Origin of the sequence: Pseudonocardia bannensis, assembly GCF_012911875.1 — a bacterium.
In the GTDB taxonomy this organism is placed as follows: Bacteria; Actinomycetota; Actinomycetes; order Mycobacteriales; family Pseudonocardiaceae; genus Pseudonocardia; species Pseudonocardia bannensis.
This window is the reverse complement of sequence record NZ_JAAXKZ010000001.1, coordinates 75,399-94,262: the sequence shown is the minus strand read 5'-3', so window position 1 is coordinate 94,262 and position 18,864 is coordinate 75,399. Positions and strand designations below refer to the sequence as shown.

At 71.8% G+C, this 18,864-nt stretch carries 17 protein-coding genes and 2 tRNA genes; 8 read left to right on the top strand and 11 right to left on the bottom strand.

The window, feature by feature from the left end; translation table 11 throughout:
* Positions 1 to 58: 58 nt before the first annotated feature.
* Positions 59 to 841 carry a glycoside hydrolase family 16 protein gene (locus HF519_RS00505; protein WP_169409589.1) on the bottom strand — a complete coding sequence of 261 codons (783 nt, stop codon included), beginning with the start codon at positions 839 to 841 and terminating at the stop codon, positions 59 to 61.
* A 252-nt stretch (positions 842 to 1,093) separates the two neighbouring features.
* Here HF519_RS00505 and HF519_RS00500 point away from each other — a divergent pair, with 252 nt between their 5' ends.
* Positions 1,094 to 2,017: a response regulator transcription factor gene (locus tag HF519_RS00500; RefSeq protein WP_312859809.1), complete on the top strand. Its 924-nt coding sequence runs from the start codon at positions 1,094 to 1,096 to the stop codon at positions 2,015 to 2,017.
* Between the two features lie 155 nt (positions 2,018 to 2,172).
* Here HF519_RS00500 and HF519_RS00495 read toward each other — a convergent pair whose 3' ends face one another.
* Entirely contained in the window at positions 2,173 to 2,445 is a 273-nt protein-coding gene (locus HF519_RS00495) for a GlsB/YeaQ/YmgE family stress response membrane protein (protein WP_169409587.1), read from the bottom strand.
* Between the two features lie 306 nt (positions 2,446 to 2,751).
* Between HF519_RS00495 and HF519_RS00490 the strand changes: the two genes are divergently transcribed.
* Positions 2,752 to 3,024, top strand: coding sequence for a GlsB/YeaQ/YmgE family stress response membrane protein (locus HF519_RS00490; protein WP_169409586.1), 273 nt, complete (start codon positions 2,752 to 2,754; stop codon positions 3,022 to 3,024).
* Between the two features lie 63 nt (positions 3,025 to 3,087).
* On the opposite strand, the gene hisC is transcribed toward HF519_RS00490, so the two are convergent.
* Positions 3,088 to 4,140: a histidinol-phosphate transaminase gene (gene hisC, locus HF519_RS00485; RefSeq protein ID WP_169409585.1), complete on the bottom strand. Its 1,053-nt coding sequence runs from the start codon at positions 4,138 to 4,140 to the stop codon at positions 3,088 to 3,090.
* A 56-nt stretch (positions 4,141 to 4,196) separates the two neighbouring features.
* Here hisC and HF519_RS00480 point away from each other — a divergent pair, with 56 nt between their 5' ends.
* The 5 genes from HF519_RS00480 to HF519_RS00460 all read left to right on the top strand — a co-directional run bounded on the left by HF519_RS00480 (position 4,197) and on the right by HF519_RS00460 (position 8,137).
* Positions 4,197 to 4,901 (top strand): dienelactone hydrolase family protein, encoded by a 705-nt coding sequence (locus HF519_RS00480; protein WP_169409584.1) that lies wholly within the window; start codon positions 4,197 to 4,199, stop codon positions 4,899 to 4,901.
* Positions 4,902 to 5,078: 177 nt separating this feature from the next.
* On the top strand, positions 5,079 to 7,067 hold the full coding sequence (locus tag HF519_RS00475) for an acetoacetate--CoA ligase (RefSeq protein WP_169409583.1): 1,989 nt from the start codon (positions 5,079 to 5,081) through the stop codon (positions 7,065 to 7,067).
* Between the two features lie 83 nt (positions 7,068 to 7,150).
* Positions 7,151 to 7,240 (top strand) — tRNA-Ser (locus HF519_RS00470).
* A gap of 55 nt (positions 7,241 to 7,295) precedes the next feature.
* Positions 7,296 to 7,371, top strand: a tRNA-Arg gene (locus tag HF519_RS00465).
* A gap of 562 nt (positions 7,372 to 7,933) precedes the next feature.
* On the top strand, positions 7,934 to 8,137 hold the full coding sequence (locus HF519_RS00460) for a cold-shock protein (RefSeq protein ID WP_169409582.1): 204 nt from the start codon (positions 7,934 to 7,936) through the stop codon (positions 8,135 to 8,137).
* 65 nt (positions 8,138 to 8,202) lie between these two features.
* Here the strand turns inward: HF519_RS00460 and HF519_RS00455 are convergent, their stop codons facing one another.
* Genes HF519_RS00455 through HF519_RS00425 form a run of 7 tightly spaced genes read right to left on the bottom strand, consistent with a single transcriptional unit; the run spans position 8,203 to position 15,738 of the window.
* The gene (locus HF519_RS00455; protein ID WP_169409581.1) at positions 8,203 to 9,267 is read right to left on the bottom strand and encodes an amidohydrolase family protein; all 1,065 of its coding nucleotides are present in this window, start codon (positions 9,265 to 9,267) and stop codon (positions 8,203 to 8,205) included.
* Positions 9,252 to 10,349, bottom strand: a complete 1,098-nt coding sequence (locus tag HF519_RS00450; protein WP_169409580.1) for an amidohydrolase family protein — start codon at positions 10,347 to 10,349, stop codon at positions 9,252 to 9,254. Before HF519_RS00450 ends, HF519_RS00455 begins: the two co-directional genes overlap by 16 nt.
* 9 nt (positions 10,350 to 10,358) lie before the next feature.
* The gene (locus HF519_RS00445; RefSeq protein ID WP_169409579.1) at positions 10,359 to 11,108 is read right to left on the bottom strand and encodes an enoyl-CoA hydratase-related protein; all 750 of its coding nucleotides are present in this window, start codon (positions 11,106 to 11,108) and stop codon (positions 10,359 to 10,361) included.
* Entirely contained in the window at positions 11,105 to 12,349 is a 1,245-nt protein-coding gene (locus tag HF519_RS00440; protein ID WP_211169327.1) for a CaiB/BaiF CoA transferase family protein, read from the bottom strand. Before HF519_RS00440 ends, HF519_RS00445 begins: the two co-directional genes overlap by 4 nt.
* On the bottom strand, positions 12,346 to 13,500 hold the full coding sequence (locus HF519_RS00435; protein WP_169409578.1) for a CaiB/BaiF CoA transferase family protein: 1,155 nt from the start codon (positions 13,498 to 13,500) through the stop codon (positions 12,346 to 12,348). Before HF519_RS00435 ends, HF519_RS00440 begins: the two co-directional genes overlap by 4 nt.
* On the bottom strand, positions 13,497 to 14,585 hold the full coding sequence (locus HF519_RS00430; RefSeq protein ID WP_169409577.1) for an acyl-CoA dehydrogenase family protein: 1,089 nt from the start codon (positions 14,583 to 14,585) through the stop codon (positions 13,497 to 13,499). The genes HF519_RS00435 and HF519_RS00430 overlap by 4 nt, the downstream gene beginning before the upstream one ends.
* A gap of 1 nt (position 14,586) precedes the next feature.
* The gene (locus HF519_RS00425; RefSeq protein ID WP_211169326.1) at positions 14,587 to 15,738 is read right to left on the bottom strand and encodes an acyl-CoA dehydrogenase family protein; all 1,152 of its coding nucleotides are present in this window, start codon (positions 15,736 to 15,738) and stop codon (positions 14,587 to 14,589) included.
* 528 nt (positions 15,739 to 16,266) lie between these two features.
* Here HF519_RS00425 and HF519_RS00420 point away from each other — a divergent pair.
* Entirely contained in the window at positions 16,267 to 18,072 is a 1,806-nt protein-coding gene (locus tag HF519_RS00420; RefSeq protein ID WP_169409576.1) for a sigma-54-dependent Fis family transcriptional regulator, read from the top strand.
* An 8-nt stretch (positions 18,073 to 18,080) separates the two neighbouring features.
* Here HF519_RS00420 and HF519_RS00415 read toward each other — a convergent pair whose 3' ends face one another.
* Positions 18,081 to 18,824 carry a FadR/GntR family transcriptional regulator gene (locus HF519_RS00415; protein WP_169409575.1) on the bottom strand — a complete coding sequence of 248 codons (744 nt, stop codon included), beginning with the start codon at positions 18,822 to 18,824 and terminating at the stop codon, positions 18,081 to 18,083.
* Between the last annotated feature and the right edge of the window lie 40 nt (positions 18,825 to 18,864).

Here is an 18,864-nt window from a genome sequence, read left to right as displayed (position 1 = left end):
GAGCGCCGGGCGGGGCGGTGCGGGCAGGAGGCGGGCACGGCTCGGGGTTCGGGGCCGGTCAGGCGTAGATGCGCATCCAGTCGACGAACATCTCCGTCGGCTTCGGGGAGCCGTCGCCGGGGACGTAGTCGAGCTGAATGGCGGGATGCATCGGCCCGGGCGGGAGCGTGTCCGGGTCCGTGCTGGCGAACCACCGCTTGCCGTCGATGTAGCCGGTGATCCCCTGCGGAGTCCACTCGACGGCGTAGTTGTGCCATCGGGTGATGTCGATCTTCTTGCGGGCGGACTCCTTCGCGTTGTCCGGCCCGTGGTGCAGGAAGAACGACACGTCCTTCGAGGCGCTCGTCGTCTCGGCGAAGTCGATCTCACCGCCCAGTGGCCATTCCACCTCGGTCGGCCACAGGAGCAGCACTGGGTGGTACTGCCGGTCGCCCGCCGGGAACTTCGCGCGCATCTCCCACTTGCCGTACCGGCGGCTCTCCGACCAGGCCATCCCGCCCGTCGTACCGGTGGCGTCGCCGCTGATCACCAGGGCGTCGCCGCGCACACCGACCGCGGCGGGGGAGCGCCGCCCGGCATCGGCGTGGCCCGGACCGTCGTAGCGGTTCCACTTGTCGGACAGGCCGCCGTTGAACTCGTCACCGCCGATCAGCTCCCAGCCGTGCGCGTTCGCGGCCTGGACGCCGTTCTCGGGGCCGTCCGGCGGCGTCGCCGGCGGAGCAGGGTCCGGCGGCGGCGCCGCCTGGGTCGCGTCCTGCGACACCAGGGTGGGGCTGAGGCCGGGGGCGGGTTCCGAGGCGGTCGTCCGGACGACGGTGGCGATCACGGTCGCGATGACCATGACGGCGACACCCAGTACGAGCGGAGCGAGCCTGCGCCGGGGGGAACGGCGCGCCCTGGTCACGCTGACGCTCGGAACGGCCGGCGCCGGAGCATGCCGAGGGCGGCCCGGGACCGTCGAAGCGGAAGCCCGCTCCGCGGTGACGCGCTCGATCAGCTCGCGGGCGCCGAGCCGATCGCTCGCAGCGGAGGGTTTCCGTCGCATGACGCGAACACTAAGAAGATCACGGGCTGTGACCGGCCAACCTGAGAGATGTGGTTGCGCGCACGCGCCGGTAGGTCGTTCCGGCGCGCTGGACAGCGACCAACGCACCCGGAGTCGATATGCGCTAGGCCGATCGGAGTAACCAGGTTCTCAGGATTCGAGTTCCGGGGCTCTCAGGTGGGCGCTATCGCACCGTTAGCCGATTGTTATTCCCCTGGGGTTGGAGGGAAGCTGTATCGGATGCTCCCCGCTGCTCCCCCGGGGGGTGCGTCAGCGTTCGTACCCACGCAGAGGTCGGCACGGACGTCCGTACCCCCGCATGAACACGTCCTGTTGGCGTTGCCGCCGACTGCCGCGTCCGCCTCGGTGCTGCGAAGCCTGCGCTCCGAGGGGGTGCGGGTCAGCTCGGTGAGCGACGGTATCGGCGTACTCGACGCCGTCCGATCCGGTGCGCCGGCGCTTCTCGTGCTCGACGTCGAGCTGCCCGGGCCCGACCAGGCCGCCGTGCTGGCGGCAGTGCACTCCGAGGCGCCGAACGTCCCGGTGATCGCCGTGACGCCCCGCGAACGCCGTGGCAGCCTGCTCGGCCAGCTGCGCGGGGACCGGGACGACTACCTCCTGCGCCCCTTCGCCGTCGACGAGCTGTCCGCTCGGATCCGGCTGCGGCTGCGGCTGGGCGCCGCGACCACGCACGCCATCGTCCGGATGGGAGATCTGACCGTCGACACCGAGTTCGGAGAGGTGAGCGTGGACGGCCAGCCGGTCGCGCTGTCACCCACCGAGTTCTCGTTGCTGGTGGCATTGCTGGCGGAGCCCGGTGCCGTCGTGTCCCACGACAAGCTCGCGAAGCAGGTGTGGTCGGAGCCGGCGTCGGCCAATCTCGTGCAGGTCTACATCTCCTACCTGCGTCGAAAGATCGGAGCCGAGCGGATTCGAACGGTTCGTGGTGTGGGCTACATCCTGGAGGGATGACCCCGGCCCGTCGACCCTTTCGGCATGAGTGATCGACCGATTCCCGGCATGCATCGTCGGATTCCTCCCCGAAAAGTGAATGGTGGCTGATCCATTTCCTGGATCAGCCACCATGCGGGATGCCGGCCGGGGAGCCGGCCCGGTCACCTGCTGGGTCAGTGCGCGACGGGGCGGCCCCGACCTGCCACCATGCGGTAGATGGCGAGCAGCACGACCGCGCCCAGGAAGCTGATCAGCCAGGTCCTGATGTCGAAGAAGTTGCCCGTACCGACCCCGAACAACGCTGAGCTGATCAAGCCGCCCAGCACGCCGCCGACGATGCCGATCAGGATCGTCACGAGGGTCCCGCCCGGGTCCGGCCCCGGCATGACCGCCTTCGCCAGAGCGCCTGCGACGAGGCCGACGATGATCCAACCGAGAATGCCCATGATTCCTCCTCGCGTCCTCGCGCGTCGAAACCGCGCGATACGGATCTGAGACCGGGCCGCCCGTCCTGGCCGACCGGCTTCCCGGGGCCGGTGTTCCCCTTCCGGGCGGATCTATTCCCCCGATCGGCGGGGGTCGTGCCGACGCTCGCCGAACCGTCACAGTGACGGGAGATCGACGATTTTGGAACGTCCCGATAACGCTTCGGTGGAAACCGTGCTCCTGCGGTGCGACGGCCGTCGGGCTGTGCTACCCAGGTCCGACACGGGCTGCGACGGTGTGTAGCCCGAATGAAGTCGGGAGTACTCATGACCGTTACCGGGATCATCACCGCCATCGTCTTCGGCTTGATCATCGGCGCTCTGGCCCGGCTGGTCCTGCCGGGCAAGCAGGACATCCCGATCTGGCTGACGATCCTCGTCGGCATCGTGGGCGCCTTCATTGGGACGTTCCTTGCGCGCGCCTTCGGCTTCCGGACCGCCGGCTTCAACATCATGGAGGTGATCCTCCAGGTCGTCGTGGCGGCCATCGGTGTTGCGATCGTCGCGGGGGTCTACGGCAGGCGGGGTATCAGGCACTAGGCGCCGACACACGACGATCCGGACCGGCCTTGTTGGTCCGGATCGTCGTGTATGTCTGACCGGCTATCCGGCGAAGGATGCTGCCGCATCTAGGAACGCGTCGTTCTCCTCCGGGGTGCTGACCGTGACCCGCACCCCGTCCGCCGCGAACGGCCGCACGATGACCTTGCGCTCGAGACAGTGCGTCGCGAACGCGGTGCTCCGCTCGCCGAGCGGGAGCCAGACGAAGTTGGCCTGCGTCGGCGGCACGGTGTAGCCGGCGGTCAGCAGCGCGTCGCGCACCCGGGTCCGCTCGGACACCACCTCGGCACACGACGCGAGCAGTTCTGCCGCGTGGTCCAGCGCGGCGATCGCGCCGGCCTGGGCCACCGAGCTGACGCTGAACGGCGAGCACACCTTCCGCAGGGCCAGCACGACGTCGGGTGCTCCGACCGCGTAGCCGACCCGCAGCCCGGCGAGCCGGTAGGCCTTGGAGAACGTCCGCAGCACCACCAGGTTGGGGTGCGCGTCGAGCAGCGTCGTGCCGTCGACGACGTCCGGGTCGGTGACGTACTCGTGGTACGCCTCGTCGAGGGCGACCAGGACGTCGGGCCCGACGGCGGCGAGGAACCGCTCGAACTCGGCGCGGGTGACCGCGGTCCCGGTCGGGTTGTTGGGGCTGCACACGAAGATCAGCCGGGTGTTCGGGGTCACCGCGGCGGCCATCGCATCAAGGTCATGGCGGAAATCCGAGGTCAGCGGCACGGTACGGGCCGTTGCGGCGCCGATCTGGGTGACGATCGGGTACGCCTCGAACGAGCGCCAGGCGAACATCACCTCATCGCTGGTCTCCCGGCAGGTGATCTGCACCAGCTGCTGGCACAGGCTCACCGAACCGCAGCCGACCGCGATCCGCTCGGCCGCGACGCCGAGTGCGTCGGCCAGCCGGGCGGTCAGCGCGGAGACGGCAAGGTCGGGGTAGCGGTTGGCGTTCGCCGCGGCCTCCGCGATGGCGGCGAGCACGGCGGGCGGTGGGGGCAGCGGCACCTCGTTGCTGGCCAGCTTGATCGCGCCGGGAACGGCGCGGCCCGGCACGTAGGCGGGCAGGCTCTCGAGGTCGGCGCGGATCAGGCTCACGAGAGCCACCGTAGACCGCCGCTGTGCGGCGACCACCGCCGTGGAAGGCTTGTCGTATGACGGAGATCCGGACCGAGACCGTCCCTCTGGTCGACGGGAGTGAGCTGCGCCTGACCGTGGCCGAACCGGTCGGGTCGGTCCGTGGCGGGATCGTCGTGCTGCACGAGGCCCGCGGCGTCACGGACAACATCCGCGGGCTGGTGGCGGGAATGGCGGGTGACGGCTGGCTGGCGGTCGCCCCGCACCTCTACCACCGCGACAACGCCGACGAACTCGACCCGGCCGACACCGACGAGCAGGTGCAGGACCAGGTGAACCGGCTCGACGGCGAGCAGGTGATGGCCGACACCGACACGGCGTTCGGCTGGCTCGCCGACCACGACATCACGGCCGACCGGATGGGCGTCGTCGGGTTCGACCTCGGCGGCTCGGTGGCCCTGCTGGTCGCGGCCAAGCGCACCCTCGGAGCTGCGGTCACCGTGGCCGGCGGCGGGATCGGCACGCCGATGTCCGAGGGGCTGCCCTCCATGGTCGAGGCCGCGACCGGGCTCACCTGCCCCTGGCTGGGCATCTACGGCGAGCCGGTCGGAGGAGAGGCCAACCCGGAGCTCGAGCAGCTGCGGAATGCGGCGGCGTCGTCGGAGGTCGCGACGAACGTCGTCACCTATCCGCGGTCGGGCCACCGCTTCGACACCGATCCGGATGCCGCGGCCGACGCCTGGCAGCGCACCCTGAACTGGTTCGACTCGCACCTGCGCTGACCACTGCCCGCCCCGGCGCCGGGGATGCCGCAGCCTCCTCGCCGCCCGCGGCGGGGTGGCCTTGCCATGACTGGATCGGAGTAGGGCCACCTCGCTGTGGCTCGGGTGACAGCGGGGGCCGTCGCGGCTCTGCATCCGGGCTTGGCCAGTGGGGCCGCGACAGCCATGCTGACCGGCATGGCTGGTGTTCCCGACGCGACCCCCGACGTCCTCTGGTCCCCTGATCCCGACACGGCTGCCGCGAGCGCGATGGCCGGGTTCGCCGCGTGGGTGCGGGAGCACCGTGGTGTCGACGCCGAGGACTACGCGGCGTTGCATGCGTGGTCGGTGCGCGACGTGGAGGGCTTCTGGTCCGCGGCGGCGGAGTTCCTCGGGGTGCGGTTCCACGACGCCCCGACCGCCACGCTGGGCTCGACGACGATGCCGGGGACGGAGTGGTTCCCGGGCGCGACCCTCAACTACGCCGAGCACGCGCTCACGCCGGGGCCGGGTCGCGGCGACGCCGATGTGGCGGTCGTGTTCGCCCGGGAGGACGGGGCCGAGCGCACGGTGACCCACGCCGAGCTGCGGGAGCTGGTGGGCCGGGCCCGGGCCGGGCTGGTGCGGCTCGGGGTGGGGCGCGGAGACCGGGTGGTGGCGCTGGCGCCGAACTCGGTGGAGACATTGGTCACGTTCCTGGCCGCGGCGAGTCTCGGGGCGATCTGGTCGTCGTGCTCCCCGGATTTCGGGGCGCGAGCGGTGCACGACCGGTTCGCCCAGATCGAGCCGACGGTGCTGCTGGCCGTGGACGGCTACGTCTACGGCGGTAAGCGTTTCGACATCCGCGCCACGGTGGCGGCGCTGCAGTCGCAGCTGCCGACGCTGCGCCAGACGGTCCTGGTGCCCTACCTGGATCCCGAGGCGACGGCGGAGAACACGCTGTCGTGGGCGGAGTTCACCGCCGAGCCGGGGCCGCTGGAGTTCGAGCCGGTGCCGTTCGATCACCCGCTGTGGGTGCTCTACTCCTCGGGCACCACCGGGCTGCCCAAGGGGATCGTGCACGGGCACGGCGGGATCGTGGTCGAGCACCTGAAGGCGCTGCGGCTGCACCTGGACCTGGGGCCGGGCGGGCGGTTCTTCTGGTTCACCACGACCGGCTGGATGATGTGGAACTTCCTGATCTCCGGGCTGCTGGTCGGGTCCACGATCGTGCTGTTCGACGGCAACCCGGCCCATCCCGACCTGGGCGCGCTGTGGCGCCTCGCCGAGCGCCACCGGGTGACCTACTTCGGGACCTCGGCGCCGTTCATCCAGGCCTCGCTGAAGGCCGGGCTGCGCCCGCGGGAGGAGTTCGACCTGTCGGAGCTGCGTGCGATCGGCTCCACCGGGGCGCCGTTGTCGGCGGAGGGGTTCCGGTGGATCGGTGAGGCGGTCGGCGAGCACATCCAGATCTGCTCGGTGTCCGGCGGGACCGATGTGTGCGCGGCGTTCGTCGGTTCGGCGCCGACAGTGCCGGTGTGGCTGGGGGAGATCTCCTGCGCCGCACTGGGCGCGGCGGTGGTGGCCTACGACGAGACGGGCCAGGAACTCGTCGACGAGGTCGGCGAGCTGGTGCTGACCCAGCCGATGCCCTCGATGCCGGTGGCGTTCTGGAACGACCCGGACGGCACCCGGCTCCGCGAGGCCTACTTCGAGGACTTCCCCGGGGTGTGGCGCCACGGCGACTGGGTGCGGCTCACCCCGCGTGGCTCCTACGTCATCTACGGGCGCAGCGACTCCACGCTGAACCGCGGCGGGGTGCGGATGGGCACCGCGGACTTCTACGCCGTGGTCGAGGGCTTCGACGAGATCGCGGACTCGCTGGTGATCGACACCACCGAGCTCGGCGCGCGCGACGAGGGCGCGCTGCTGTGCTTCGTGGTGCTGGCACCCGGGGCCTCCCTCGATGAGGTGGAGCCGCGGCTGCGCAAGGCGTTGCGCTCGGAGCTGTCCCCCCGCCACGTCCCGGACCGGTTCGTCGTGGTGGATGCGATCCCGCGCACACTCAACGGCAAGAAGTGCGAGGTGCCGGTGAAGAAGATCCTCGCCGGGGTCGCCCCGGACAAGGCCGTGAGCAGGGGCGCACTGCAGAACCCCGATGCCCTCGCACCCTTCCTCGACCTCGCCGGCACCCGAGCGCAGAGCTGATCACCGCCCCTTGGGGCGGGGTCCTTTGATCCCGCCCCGAGGGGCTGTGTACTCTTCCCCTTGCTGGCGGCCGAGAGGCCCCGGGAGGCTTCGCCTAGTCTGGTCTATGGCGCCGCACTGCTAATGCGGTTTGGGGTCACCCCCCATCCCGGGTTCAAATCCCGGAGCCTCCGCTGGCGTGGTCGACTCCCGGGTCGGCTGCGACAAGTGGTACAACTGAAGATCGACGCGCCCGTAGCTCAACGGATAGAGCATCTGACTACGGATCAGAAGGTTAGGGGTTCGAATCCCTTCGGGCGCACCACTTCGACCAGCGAGACGATCATCGCTCACCTTCTCGGAAGGTTCGGCAGCGGCTCGTGTGGTCGCACTGTGGTCGCATCACTCACCGCGCGCTCAGCGACGAGCTCGGCCGCTGCGTCCAGCACCGCGGCCAAGCCGTCCGCGGCGGAGCGTGAAGCCTCTCGAGTGAGGCGCCCGTAGAGATCCGTGGTGATCCCGACCTGCGAGTGCCGCAGCCTCCTCGAGGCCACCGCGAGCGGGACCCCGGACGCGGGCAGGCCCCTGGGCCGGCACACGGCCCGGCCCGCTGGGGTGTGCGAGACCACACCGACCACGACGGAGCCCAGTTCAGGAGGCCGGCCGGAGCAGCGCAGGTCGGTCACTCGTCGACTCCCGGGAACAAACCGCCACGCCCTGTGGTTGGATGAGGTAGGTCGTTTCAGTTTCGGTGTTCGTGTATTGCACGCCCGCGGGAACAAGTTGGTGTACGAGGCCCTGAGTCACAAGGACTCCGGGCAGCGCCACCAGGGGTCGGCCGGGTCCCGTACGGTGCGGGAGCCCAACCACCTGCGAGGAGCAGATACATGGCACAGGGAACTGTGAAGTGGTTCAACGGCGAGAAGGGCTTCGGCTTCATCTCGGTCGACGGGGGCGGCGCTGACGTCTTCGTGCACTACTCCGAGATCGACGCCAGCGGCTTCCGCAGCCTCGACGAGGGGCAGCGCGTGGAGTTCGAGATCGGCCAGGGCAACAAGGGCCCGCAGGCCACCGGCGTGCGCGTCGTCTGATCCACCCCGTTCGACCAGGAGCCCGCTTCCTCAGGGAGGCGGGCTCCTGTCGTATCCGGATCCGCTCACGACGTGAACCGGTACTGCGCGCGGGCGTTGTCGTACATGATCCTGCGGTGCAGGTCAGCCGGCACGCGGGTCTGGAACGCCCGGTGCGGGTTGTCGAAATCCCAGTGCGGATAGTCGGTGGAGAACATCAGGATGTCCTGCCCGACCTCGTGCAGCAGCGGCACGAGATCGCCCGGCCGCTCGGGCTCCTCCATCGGCTGCGTGGTGATCCGGATCCGGTGGCGGAGGTAGTGCGAGGGCGGGTGCTGCAGGTCCGGCACCTCGTCGTGCAACCGATGGTGCAGGGCGTCGAGCCGCTGCATCAGGGGCGGCACCCAGGCGAACCCGCCCTCCAGGAGCACGATCTGCAGGTCCGGGAACCGGTCGAAGACGCCCTCCATGATCAGGCTGATCACCTGGGCCTGGAACGCGACGGCGAGCCCGGTGTGGTCCTCGATGTAGTACGACGGCCAGCCCGCTGCGGTGATCGGACCGGGCGTCGTGGACGCCGCGTGGATGCCCACCGGCAGCCCGGCGCGGCAGGCCGCCTCGTAGATCGGCCAGTAGTGCCGCTTGCCCAGCGGCTGCTGCGTCCGCGGGTACAGCAGCACCTGCACGAAGCCGGGATGCGCGGCGGCCCGGTCGATCTCCGCCGCGGCCAGGGCGGGGGACTCGAACGGCACGGTGATCGAGGCGCGCAGCCGGGGGTCACGTTCCAGCCAGCACTCGACCTGCCAGTCGTTGACCGCCGCTGCCAGGGCCGCTCCGTAGACGTCGTAGCGCTGCTCCGGGGCTCGGTACAGGCAGTTCAGCACAGCGAACTCGACGTCGTACGCGTCCAGCAGCTGCGTCCGCATGAAGTCCAGGTCCGAGCCGGGCGGCCCGCCGGACGGGGGCCAGGCGTCGCGTCTGCTGGCGAGCGGCGCGGCCTTCGGGTAGGCGTAGCCCTTCACGAACGGTGAGAAGGTCCGCGATCCCGTCAGCTCGAGGTGCCGGCGCCAGCGGTCCGGCAGGTACGGCAGCAGGGCCGCGTCCGAGGACACGACGTTGTGCACGTCGCAGTCGATCAGGCGGTCGCGCATCGGGATCCCTCCTCCGGCAGGCCGTACAGCCGGGCCGCGTTCCCGCGCAGCACCAGCGCGCGCTCCGCGGGCGACAGTTGCTCCAGCAGCGCACTCGGCCGGTCCCCGTGGTGCCAGTGCGGGTAGTCGCTGGCGTGCAGCAGCATCTGCACCGACCCGAGCTGGGCGAGGAAGCGGTCGACCCAGTCCCGGTCGAGGTCGAGCGGGGCGTCGAACGGGGCCACGCTGAGCAGTACGTGCTCCCGGATCAGCCGGGACGGCGGCTGGTCGACCCACGGGACCTCCCGGCGCAGGGCCTTCCAGTTCTTGTCGAAGCGCCACATCAGCGACGGCAGCCAGGTCACCCCGCTCTCCAGCAGTACCACACGCAATCCGGGGTGCGTTGCGAACACGCCCTCGCACACCAGGCTGGTCAGCTGGGACTGCAGGGACAGCGCGGCACCGGCGTAGTCCTCGATGTAGTGCGACGGCCAGCCGACCGGTGAGAGCGGGTTGGGCCCGCCGACCCCGGGATGGATCGCCACCGGCAGCCCCGCCGCCTCAGCCGCCGCGTAGATCGGCCGGTACCCTCGCCGGCCCAGCGGCGCCGATGCCGTCGCAAGCAGCAGGACCTGCACGAAACCCGGATTCTCCGCTACCCGGGCGATCTCCTCCGCCGCCGCGCGGGGGTCCCGGGGCGACACCACGATCGAGGCCCGGAAGCGCGGGTCGGCAGCCAGCCAGCGCGCGGCCTGCCAGTCGTTGAGCGCGCTCGCCATCGCGGCCGACCAGTCCGGGTTGTGCAGGGCCTGCACGGCGTAGAGGCAGTTGAGGACCGCATGGTCGGCGTGCCCGTCGTCCAGCACGTGGGCGCGCACGAGGTCCGGGTCCGAGCCCGGCGGCCCCCCGTCGCACCGGGCGTCGGGCCGGGCCGAGAGCGGCATCCCCGGCGGGTAGAACGCCGGGTCGAACCCGTCCACGCCGCTCTCCACGCAGTAGTCCACCCACCGGTCGGGCAGGAACGCGAACAGCGCCGAGATGTCGGGGACGGCGTTGTGCACGTCGCAGTCGATGCAGGCCGGCCCACCGGACGTCGCCGACATCGCGCGCACTCAGGCCGGCCGGGCCTGGGCCCGCCTGCGGAACGACCACATCTGCGGGCCACGCTCGACCTCGAGCCCCACGTCCCAGGAGGTCGCGGGCGGTCCGGCCTCCCGGCGGAACGAGGCCGTCATCCGGCGGGCCAGCGCCGGGTCCTTGCCCAGCCGGCCGGCGATCTGCAGCGCCACCGCCTCGACGTCGGCGTCCTCCACGGCCTGCCAGGCGAGCCCCAGCTCGGCCGCCCGCTCGCCGTCGATCTCCTGGCCGAACAGCCCGACCGCGGCGGCGGCATCGCGTCCGGCGGCGCGGGTGAGCAGGGTGAAGTGGCCCCCACCGGGGTGCACCCCGATCCGCAGGAAGCCCGAGATGAGCCGGGCGTCGCGGGCGACGATCCGCAGGTCGGTGGCCATCACGAGGTTCATCCCCGCGCCCACCGCGGGGCCGCGCACCGCGGCGATGGTCGCCGCCCGGGACCGGCCCACGCGCAGGAACGATCCGTAGAGGGCGTCGATGTCGCGTTGCGCGTCGTCGTCGAGCGGGTCCTGCGACGCGTCGGCCAGCACGCCCAGGTCAGCTCCGGCGCAGAAGGACCCACCGGACCCCCGGACCACCGCCGCCCCGACGTCGTCGCGGGCGTCGATCTCGTCGAACGCGGCCATGAGCTCGGCTGCCATCCCCACGGTCAGCGCGTTGCGGCGCTGCGGCGCGGCGAGCGTGACGACGGCGACGCCGTCGCTGATCTCGCACTGGACCTCGTTCACCGGATCTCCTCCTCTTCGACGGCACTGACCTCTTCGACGGCACCGACGACGATGCCCGCCTCGGCGAGCCGGCGGATCTGCTCCGGGCCGTAGCCGAGCTCGGTGAGCACCTCGGTCCCGTGCTGCCCCAGTCGTGGTGCCGGGCGTGGCCGCTGCGGGTGCTCACCGGCGAACGAGATCGGGAACCGGGCGAGCCGCAGCGTCCCCTCGGTGGGGTGTTCCACCTGCTCGAACAGCCCGACCGCGGCCAGGTGCTCGTCGTCGAACAGATCGGGCACCGACCGAACCGGCGCCACCGGGATCTGTGCCGCGCTGAGCGCCGCGAGCCACTCGTCGCTCGGGCGGGCGAGCAGTTCCTTCTCGAGGATCTGGTACAGCTCGTCGGTGTGCCGGGTCCGCTCGGTGATCGTGCGGTACCGCGGATCGTCGGCCAGCTCGGAGCGGCCGATGAGGCCGAAGAACGCCCGCCACTGGGCGTCGGTGTAGACCATGACGCTGAGGTGGCCGTCGGCCGTCCGGTAGGGCTTGCGGTACGGCGAGGCCGTCCGGGCGTATCCGGTCGGCCCCCGCGGCGGGTCGAAGACGTAGCCGCCCTGCTGGTCGAGCAGCGTGAAGGCGACCATCGATTCGAGCATCGGAACCTCGATCTCCTGGCCCTGGCCGGTCCGTTCCCGGGCGAGGAGCGCCGAGGTGATCGCGCTGACCGCCAGCAGCCCGACGACCTTGTCGGCCACCGGCGTCCGCACGTAGGCGGGCTCGTCGCCCGCGCCCTGGACCGCGGCCAGCCCGCAGCCGGCCTGGATCACGTCGTCGTAGGCGGCCCGGTCCCGGTACGGGCCCTCGCCGCCGAACCCGCGCAGCGCGCAGTACACCGCGGCCGGGTTCGCCGCTGCGATCCGGTCGTAGCCGATACCCAGCCGGTGCGCCGCCTCCGGGCGGATGTTGTGCACGAAGACATCGGCGCCGGCCACCAGGCGCAGCAGCACCTCGTGGCCCTGCGGGTCCTTGAGGTCCAGTGCGACGCTGCGCTTGCCCTGGTTGGCGTTGAGGAACACCGGCCCCATCCCGGCGCCCCGCTCGTCGCCGATGTAGCGGACGACGTCGCCTGCGGGGGTCTCGACCTTGACGACGTCGGCGCCGAGCTGGGCCAGCAACAACGTGCAGTACGGACCCATGAAGGTCGTGGTGAGGTCCACGACCGTGACCCCCGCGAGCGGGCCGCCACCCGGTGGTGTCGTCACCACGGCTCCTTCCCGGCCAGCAGGTCGGCCAGCACCTGTTCGGTGTGCGCGCCCAACGCGGGGGCCGGGCTGTGCACCCGGCCCATCGCCGCTCCGTCACGGAGCACGGGGAACACGACGTGCCGCCCGGCGCCGCTGTCCGCGACGATCCCCCGGGCCCGCACATGGGGAGATCGGCCGGCCTCGGGCACGGACAGCACCCGCTGTGCCGGGATGTCCGCCGCGGCGAACGCGGCCAGCCACTCGGCGGCCGGGCGGGCCCGGACCGCGCGGCGCAGCAGCGTGACGAGTTCGTCGCCGGCGGCGCGCCGCGCCGTCGCGGAGCCGAAGCGGGGATCGGCGAGTGCCGGGACCTCCTCGGCGAGCAGCGCGGCGAGGCGCTCCCAGAAGTGCTCCTCGACGGCGCCGATCGCGATCGTCACGCCGTCCGCGGCCTCGAAGAGGTCGTTGGCCGGGTGCAGGTGCGAGTGGTCGGTCCCCTGGTCGTCGAGCTTCGCGTCGGCCCGGACGCTCGCGAAGGCCAGAGCCGCGTCGGTGATCGCCAGGTCCAGGTGCGCGCCCTCACCGGTGTCCCGGCGCTGGTAGAGCGCGGCGAGGATCGCGACGGTCGCATAGGCGGACGCGGCCAGGTCGCTCACCGGCACCCCCGGGCGCCGCGGCACCCGGTCGCCCCAGCTGCCGGGAAAGGACAGCACGCCACTGGCCGCGAGGTAGGTGACGTCGTGGCCGGGAACGTCGCGGAGCGGTCCGGTCTGCCCGAACCCGGACACCGAGCAGTAGACGATCGAGGGGTTGACCGCCCGCACCGCGGTGTAGGACATGCCGAGCCGGTCCACGACGCCGGGCCGGAAGCCCTCGACGAACACGTCGGCCCCGACGGCCAGCCGGAGGCCCAGTTCCCGGTCGCGATCGGTCTTCAGGTCGAGCACGATGCTGCGCTTGTTGCGGTTCGCCGCCTCGTGCAGGGCCCCGGGCAACTGCCGAGCCGCGTCACCGCCGGGCCCCTCCACCTTGATCACACTGGCGCCCAGGTCCGCCAGGATCTGGGTGCAGAACGGTCCGGGCAGGTAGGAGCTCAGGTCGAGCACCCGCACCCCGGTCAAGCACCCGGGAGGCGCCGCGATCGGGGCGGGTGCCGCCGCCCCGGTCATCGGGCCGCTACCGCGGGCGCCCGGCCGGTGAGCAGGCCCCACAGCCCACCGGGGCCGGCCCCGGTCACCCGCGCACCCAGCTCGCCGGACCACTCGGACTCGGATCCGTACTCGTCGCGCCAGGACATCAGCCGGCAGGTGTGCAGGTGGAGCTCGTGCTCGGTGGTGAAGCCGATCGCGCCGTGCACCTGATGGCCGACCGCGATCGCGACCGAGGCCGCGTGTCCCGCGCAGATCTTGGCAGCCATCACCACCTCGACGGCGTGCTCGTCGTGCTCGAGCGTCTCCACCGCGAGGTCGGTGATCGCCTGTGCCTGCTCGACGGCGCCCGCCAGCCCGGCGATCTGTTGCTGCACCGCCTGGAACCTGCCGATCGGCCGGCCGAACTGCTCGCGTTCGCCCGCGTACCGGACGGTCAGGTCGAGCACCCGGCGCAGGGACCCGACCATGAGCAGCGTCCGGCCGAGTGCGCCCCGTAGACGCAGGTGCGACGGGTCCGCGGCGTGGCCCGCGGGTAATGGCCGGCAGTCGACACCGGAGGGCGCCAGCACCAGGGTGTCGCGGGGTTCGCCCGCGAGGTTCGTGCCCGTCTCGATCGTGCAGTCGCGCGGATCGATCACCGCGTGGAGCGTCCGGCCGGGCTGCCCGGGTGCTGCGGCGAGCACCAGGATCCGCCGGGCTGCCCGGGCCCACGGAACCCCGCACAGCCGGCCGGCCAGGCGATGACCGGGCCCGTCCGGCACGAGTGCGCCGGACGCGGCTGCCGGGGGCACGACGGTGAGCGGTCCGGGCGGGACCGCGAGCCCGGCCGACGCCAGCACCCAGCCGGCCAGCAACGCGGTCTCGACCAGCGGCACCGGCGCCGCGTGGTAGCCACAGGCCTGGACCACGGTGGCGAGGTCACGCAGGCCGCCGCCGGGGCCGCCCGCGGACTCGGGGACCGACACGAGGGTGAGGCCGGACTCCTCGAGTAGTTGCCACAGTCCCGCGCTCCAGCCCTGCCGGGCGGCCTCGTCGCGAGCGGAGCCCGCTCGCTCCGCCAGCATCGCGGACACGGTGGAGCGCAGCATCTCGCGGTCGTCCATCTCAGGCCCCCAGTCCGCGTGCCACCAGCCCGCGCAGGATCTCGTTCGTACCGCCGCGCAGCGTGAACGACGGCGCGGCGAGCTGCGCCTCGGACAGCAGCGTGCGCAGCGGACCGCTGTCGGACGGGTCGGGCCCGGGCCGGCAGGCACGCCGGGTGATGTCGATGATCTCGCCCTCCAACCGGGTGCCGAGGTCCTTCACGAGCGCGGCCGCGGTGTCCGTCGGGCTCCGTCGTTCGATGAGGTCCTGCACCTGCACCGAGAGGGCGCGCAGCGCCCACAGCCGTGCGGTGGCCGAGCCGATGTCGGCGAGTGCCGCCTCCCCGTGCGCGGTGCGACCGGCGACCAGCTCGGCGAACAACGGGAAGGTGCTGAGGTAGCGCTCGGGCCCGCTGCGCTCGTGCGCGAGTTCCGACATCACCCCGCGCCACCCGTCCCCGACCGCGCCGACGACCATGCCCTGCGGTACGTCGACGTCATCGAGGATGACCTCGGTGAAGTGCGCCTCGCCGGTCATCACCTCGATCGGGCGCACGTGCACCCCCGGGGCGTCGAGCTTGATCAACATCTGGCTGAGCCCGGCGTGCCGGTCGCCGTCCGGCGCCGCGGTCCGGACGAGCGCGAGCAGGTAGTGGCTCCGGTGCGCGTGACTGGTCCACACCTTGCGCCCGTTCACCCGCCAGCCGGTGGCGGTCGGGACGGCCCGGGTGCGGACCGACGCGAGGTCGGAGCCGCTGTCGGGCTCGCTCATCCCGGCGGCGATGAACAGCCGCCCACGCGCCATGGCGGGGAGGAAGGCCTGCTTCTGCTGCTCGGTACCCACGCGCAACAGCAGCGGGCCGGTCTGCCGGTCGGCGATCCAGTGCGCGGCCACCGGCGCGCCCGCGGCGAGCAACTCCTCGATGACCGTGAACCGCTCGCGCGCCGAACGGCCTCCGCCCCCGTAGCGCTGCGGCCACGTCATGCCGAGCCAGCCGCGGTCACCCAGCTTGCGGCTGAACTCCGCCGAGTGCCCCTGGATCCAGGAGTCGCAGGACGGCCGGAACGAGCCGGCGGCCAGCTCGTCGGCGAGAAACCGGCGGACCTCCGTGCGCAGGTCTGCGACCGTCGTCTCCACTGTGGTCATCGTGACCGGCCTCTTCTCATCCGCCATCGGCCGCTCATGTCGGCCGGAAGCTGAATATGATGCGCATCATATGGGCGGCTCTTGGGCGGAAGTCAAGGTCTCGTCCGGGACGGACGGCCGGTGGGTACTCCGTCGATTCGCGCTACCGGACCGGCGCCCGGGCCACAAGGTCACGGCACGCCGAGCCATGCGGCGAAGCCGACGCACCACGGACCGGCACTCCCACCGTCGATGTAGCCGTCGGTCGTCACGTGCTCTCTCCTCGTCGAGATCGCAGAGTTCATGTCGGGTCCGAAGAGGAATCGCCTGGCCGAGCGCGAGCTGTCCGAGCGGGGTGCGGAGCGGCAACGGTCCAATTCGGGGGAACGCTTCTTGACACGTTCCTGGCACCTGCTGAAGATTGCTGCACATCAATAGCAGACATGCAAGCATGCCAACCTGAGGCGACTGCCCGGACGGCCGGTGCCCGCTGCTTCAGGACGGCCTGAAGCAGCGCGGTGGAGGACGCGCCTCGACAACGTCGGAGCAGGCCCAGTCACATCGAGGTGACCGAACGTGACCCTGACGTTTCAGTCCGACCCTGTCCCGAGCCTGGCCCGGGACAGACCGCGGTGCCCCGAGGTGGCCGAGAGCGCCCGCCGCGCCCACCTCCGGCCCGAGATCGCCCTGTCCTGGCAACGGTCCGCGCGTAACGGTGTCGGTCGTAGCGATGTGGACGTCCCCCGCAGCTCCAGCGGCGATCGCCCCGGTCGTCTCCTGCGAGCCGCCGAAGCGGTGATCGAGCGGCTGGCCGGGCGGTTGCACGGGCTGCCCCTGGCGGTCGTGCTGGCCGACGCGGACGCGCGGGTCGTGGCGCGCCGTGTCGGGCGGGAGGACGTGCGGGCCTGGCTCGACCGGCTCCGCATCGCTCCCGGCTCGCTGCTGGCGGAGGAGACCATCGGGACGAACGCGATCGGATGCGCGATGGAGGAGCGCCGGCCGTTCGTCGTGGTCGGTGCCGAGCACTACCGGGAGAACCTGCGGCGGCTGAGCGCGCGGGCGGTGCCGGTCCGGCATCCGACCACCGGAATCGTCAAAGGTGTTCTCGCCCTCGTGTGCCCGAGCGAGGACGACAACGTGCTGATGCTGCCGCTGGCGGAGGAGGCCGCGGCACGGATCGAGGACCGGCTGTCGGACGACATCGCGCGGCACGAGCGGCTCCTGCTGGACCGCTTCCTACAGGCCACCCGCCGGTCCGCGGGGGCCGTGGTGTGCCTCAACCGCGACCTGCTCATCAGCAACACCCTCGCCGGCCCGCTGGTCGGCCCGGCCGACCAGCCGTTGCTCTGGGACTGGGCTACGAAGGTGCTCGCCTCCCGGGACGAGTACTGCGGCGAACTGCGGCTCGCCGACGACATCGTCGTACAGGCCCGCTGCACGACCGTGCGCGTCCACGAGCTCGAGGCCGGCATCCTCATCGAGATGCGGCCGCGCCCGGCCGACGTGGCCGGTCCCGGTCCCGTGTACCGCCGCCCGGGCGGGGACGGCAGCGGTCACCCGGTGCCCGGCCGCAGCGCTGCGGCGGAGCGGCTCCGCCGCGAGCTCGCGGCGGTGGCCGAGGCCCGGCGGCCGGTCCTGATCTCCGGTGAGCCCGGGACCGGCAAGACCTTCCTGGCCCGCCACCTGCACGAGCTCGACGGCGCCGGCGGCGTGGTGAGGGTCCTCGAGACCGGGCAGTGCCGCGATGACCCGGGGGCATGGTTCGACCGTCTACGGGCCGGCCTGGCCACCCCCGGGACGCTGGTACTGCGCCACATCGACGAGCTGCCCGCCGAGCTGGCCTCACGCGCAGTGAGCCTCGTCGAGACCGCCGACGAGCATGCGGTGCGGCTGATCGCCACCGCCCGGCTGGCCGAGCACGACGACGCGGCGACCCGGTTGCGCGACTGCTTCCCGGCGCGACTGCGTCTGCCTGCGCTTCGGCAGCGGGTCGAGGACATCCCCGATCTCGCCCGGGTGCTGGTCCGTGACCTCGCCGGCGACGCGCCGGCCCCGCGCCTGGAGCCGGCCACGCTGCAGAACCTGATGGGCCAGGTCTGGTCGGGCAACGTGCGCGAGCTGCGAACGGTGTTGACCAGTGCGCTGATGCGATCGGCCGGGCGGGACGTCGCGATCAAGCACCTGCCGCCGGAGTACCGCACGGCACCGATCCGGCACGGCCTGACGTCGCTGCAGCGGGCCGAGCGCGAGGCGGTGCTCAACGCGCTGGACGACTGCGGCGGCAACAAGCAGGCCGCGGCAGAACTGCTCGGGATCGCGCGGTCCACGCTCTACCGCAAGATCAGATCTCTGGGGATCGACGGCCGCTGCCTGAGTGGCTGAGCGAGGGCTCAGCGCCGCCACACCACCGGGCGCGTCATCAGGTCCCGGTGCTTCTTGTGCCAGTAGCCGTCGGCCTCGTCGAGGTGCTCGCGCATCATCTTCTCGGCGCAGTCGCCGTCCCGGGCCCGGAGGGCCTCGATGATGCGCGCGTGGGCGTCGGCGGCCATGACATAGCGTCGCGACGAGTACGTGACGCCACCGGCCAGGCCGTCGGCGACGCAGCCGAGGCTCTCGACGAAGACCTGCAGCACCACGCTGCGCGCGGCTCGGGCCAGTGTCGCGTGGAAGATCCGGTTCTGCTCCTGGAAGTTCTCCGGGTTCGGGGCCTCCAGGACCAGGCGGACGGTCTCGTCCATGATCTCCAGGTCGGCCTCGGTGATCCGGCTGGCGGCCAACCGGGCGATCGTCGGCTCGAGCGCCCGACGAGCCTCCATCACGTCGTTGAGCGAGGCGGCCTCGAACTGCAGGATCAGCGTGAGGGCCTCGCTCAGGTCCTCGGGCCGGGGTCGCCGCACGACCGGGCCTCCGCCCGGTCCGGGGCGCAGGGTGATGACGTTCCTGGTCTCCAGCAGCCGCAACGCCTCCCGGATGGTGGAGCGGCCGACGTCGAAACTCTCGATCATCTCCCGCTCGGTGGGCAGGACGCTCCCGGCCACGAGCCCGGCCTCCACGATGTGGTTCGCCAACTCCCGGGCGATGACCTCCGACATCTTCGGGCCACGCCGGCCATTGCCCTGCACGCCGGTTCTCATTCTGATGCACCTGCCAGGAAGAAATGAAGACGCGGACCGT

Coding starts and splice junctions, on each gene's coding strand:
- HF519_RS00505 (WP_169409589.1), bottom strand. CDS start 841: ATGGTCATCGCGACCGTGATCGCCACCGTCGTCCGGACGACCGCCTCG.
- HF519_RS00500 (WP_312859809.1), top strand. CDS start 1,094: ATGTGGTTGCGCGCACGCGCCGGTAGGTCGTTCCGGCGCGCTGGACAG.
- HF519_RS00495 (WP_169409587.1), bottom strand. CDS start 2,445: ATGGGCATTCTCGGTTGGATCATCGTCGGCCTCGTCGCAGGCGCTCTG.
- HF519_RS00490 (WP_169409586.1), top strand. CDS start 2,752: ATGACCGTTACCGGGATCATCACCGCCATCGTCTTCGGCTTGATCATC.
- HF519_RS00480 (WP_169409584.1), top strand. CDS start 4,197: ATGACGGAGATCCGGACCGAGACCGTCCCTCTGGTCGACGGGAGTGAG.
- HF519_RS00475 (WP_169409583.1), top strand. CDS start 5,079: ATGGCTGGTGTTCCCGACGCGACCCCCGACGTCCTCTGGTCCCCTGAT.
- HF519_RS00460 (WP_169409582.1), top strand. CDS start 7,934: ATGGCACAGGGAACTGTGAAGTGGTTCAACGGCGAGAAGGGCTTCGGC.
- HF519_RS00455 (WP_169409581.1), bottom strand. CDS start 9,267: ATGCGCGACCGCCTGATCGACTGCGACGTGCACAACGTCGTGTCCTCG.
- HF519_RS00450 (WP_169409580.1), bottom strand. CDS start 10,349: ATGTCGGCGACGTCCGGTGGGCCGGCCTGCATCGACTGCGACGTGCAC.
- HF519_RS00435 (WP_169409578.1), bottom strand. CDS start 13,500: ATGACCGGGGCGGCGGCACCCGCCCCGATCGCGGCGCCTCCCGGGTGC.
- HF519_RS00430 (WP_169409577.1), bottom strand. CDS start 14,585: ATGGACGACCGCGAGATGCTGCGCTCCACCGTGTCCGCGATGCTGGCG.
- HF519_RS00425 (WP_211169326.1), bottom strand. CDS start 15,738: ATGGCGGATGAGAAGAGGCCGGTCACGATGACCACAGTGGAGACGACG.
- HF519_RS00415 (WP_169409575.1), bottom strand. CDS start 18,824: ATGAGAACCGGCGTGCAGGGCAATGGCCGGCGTGGCCCGAAGATGTCG.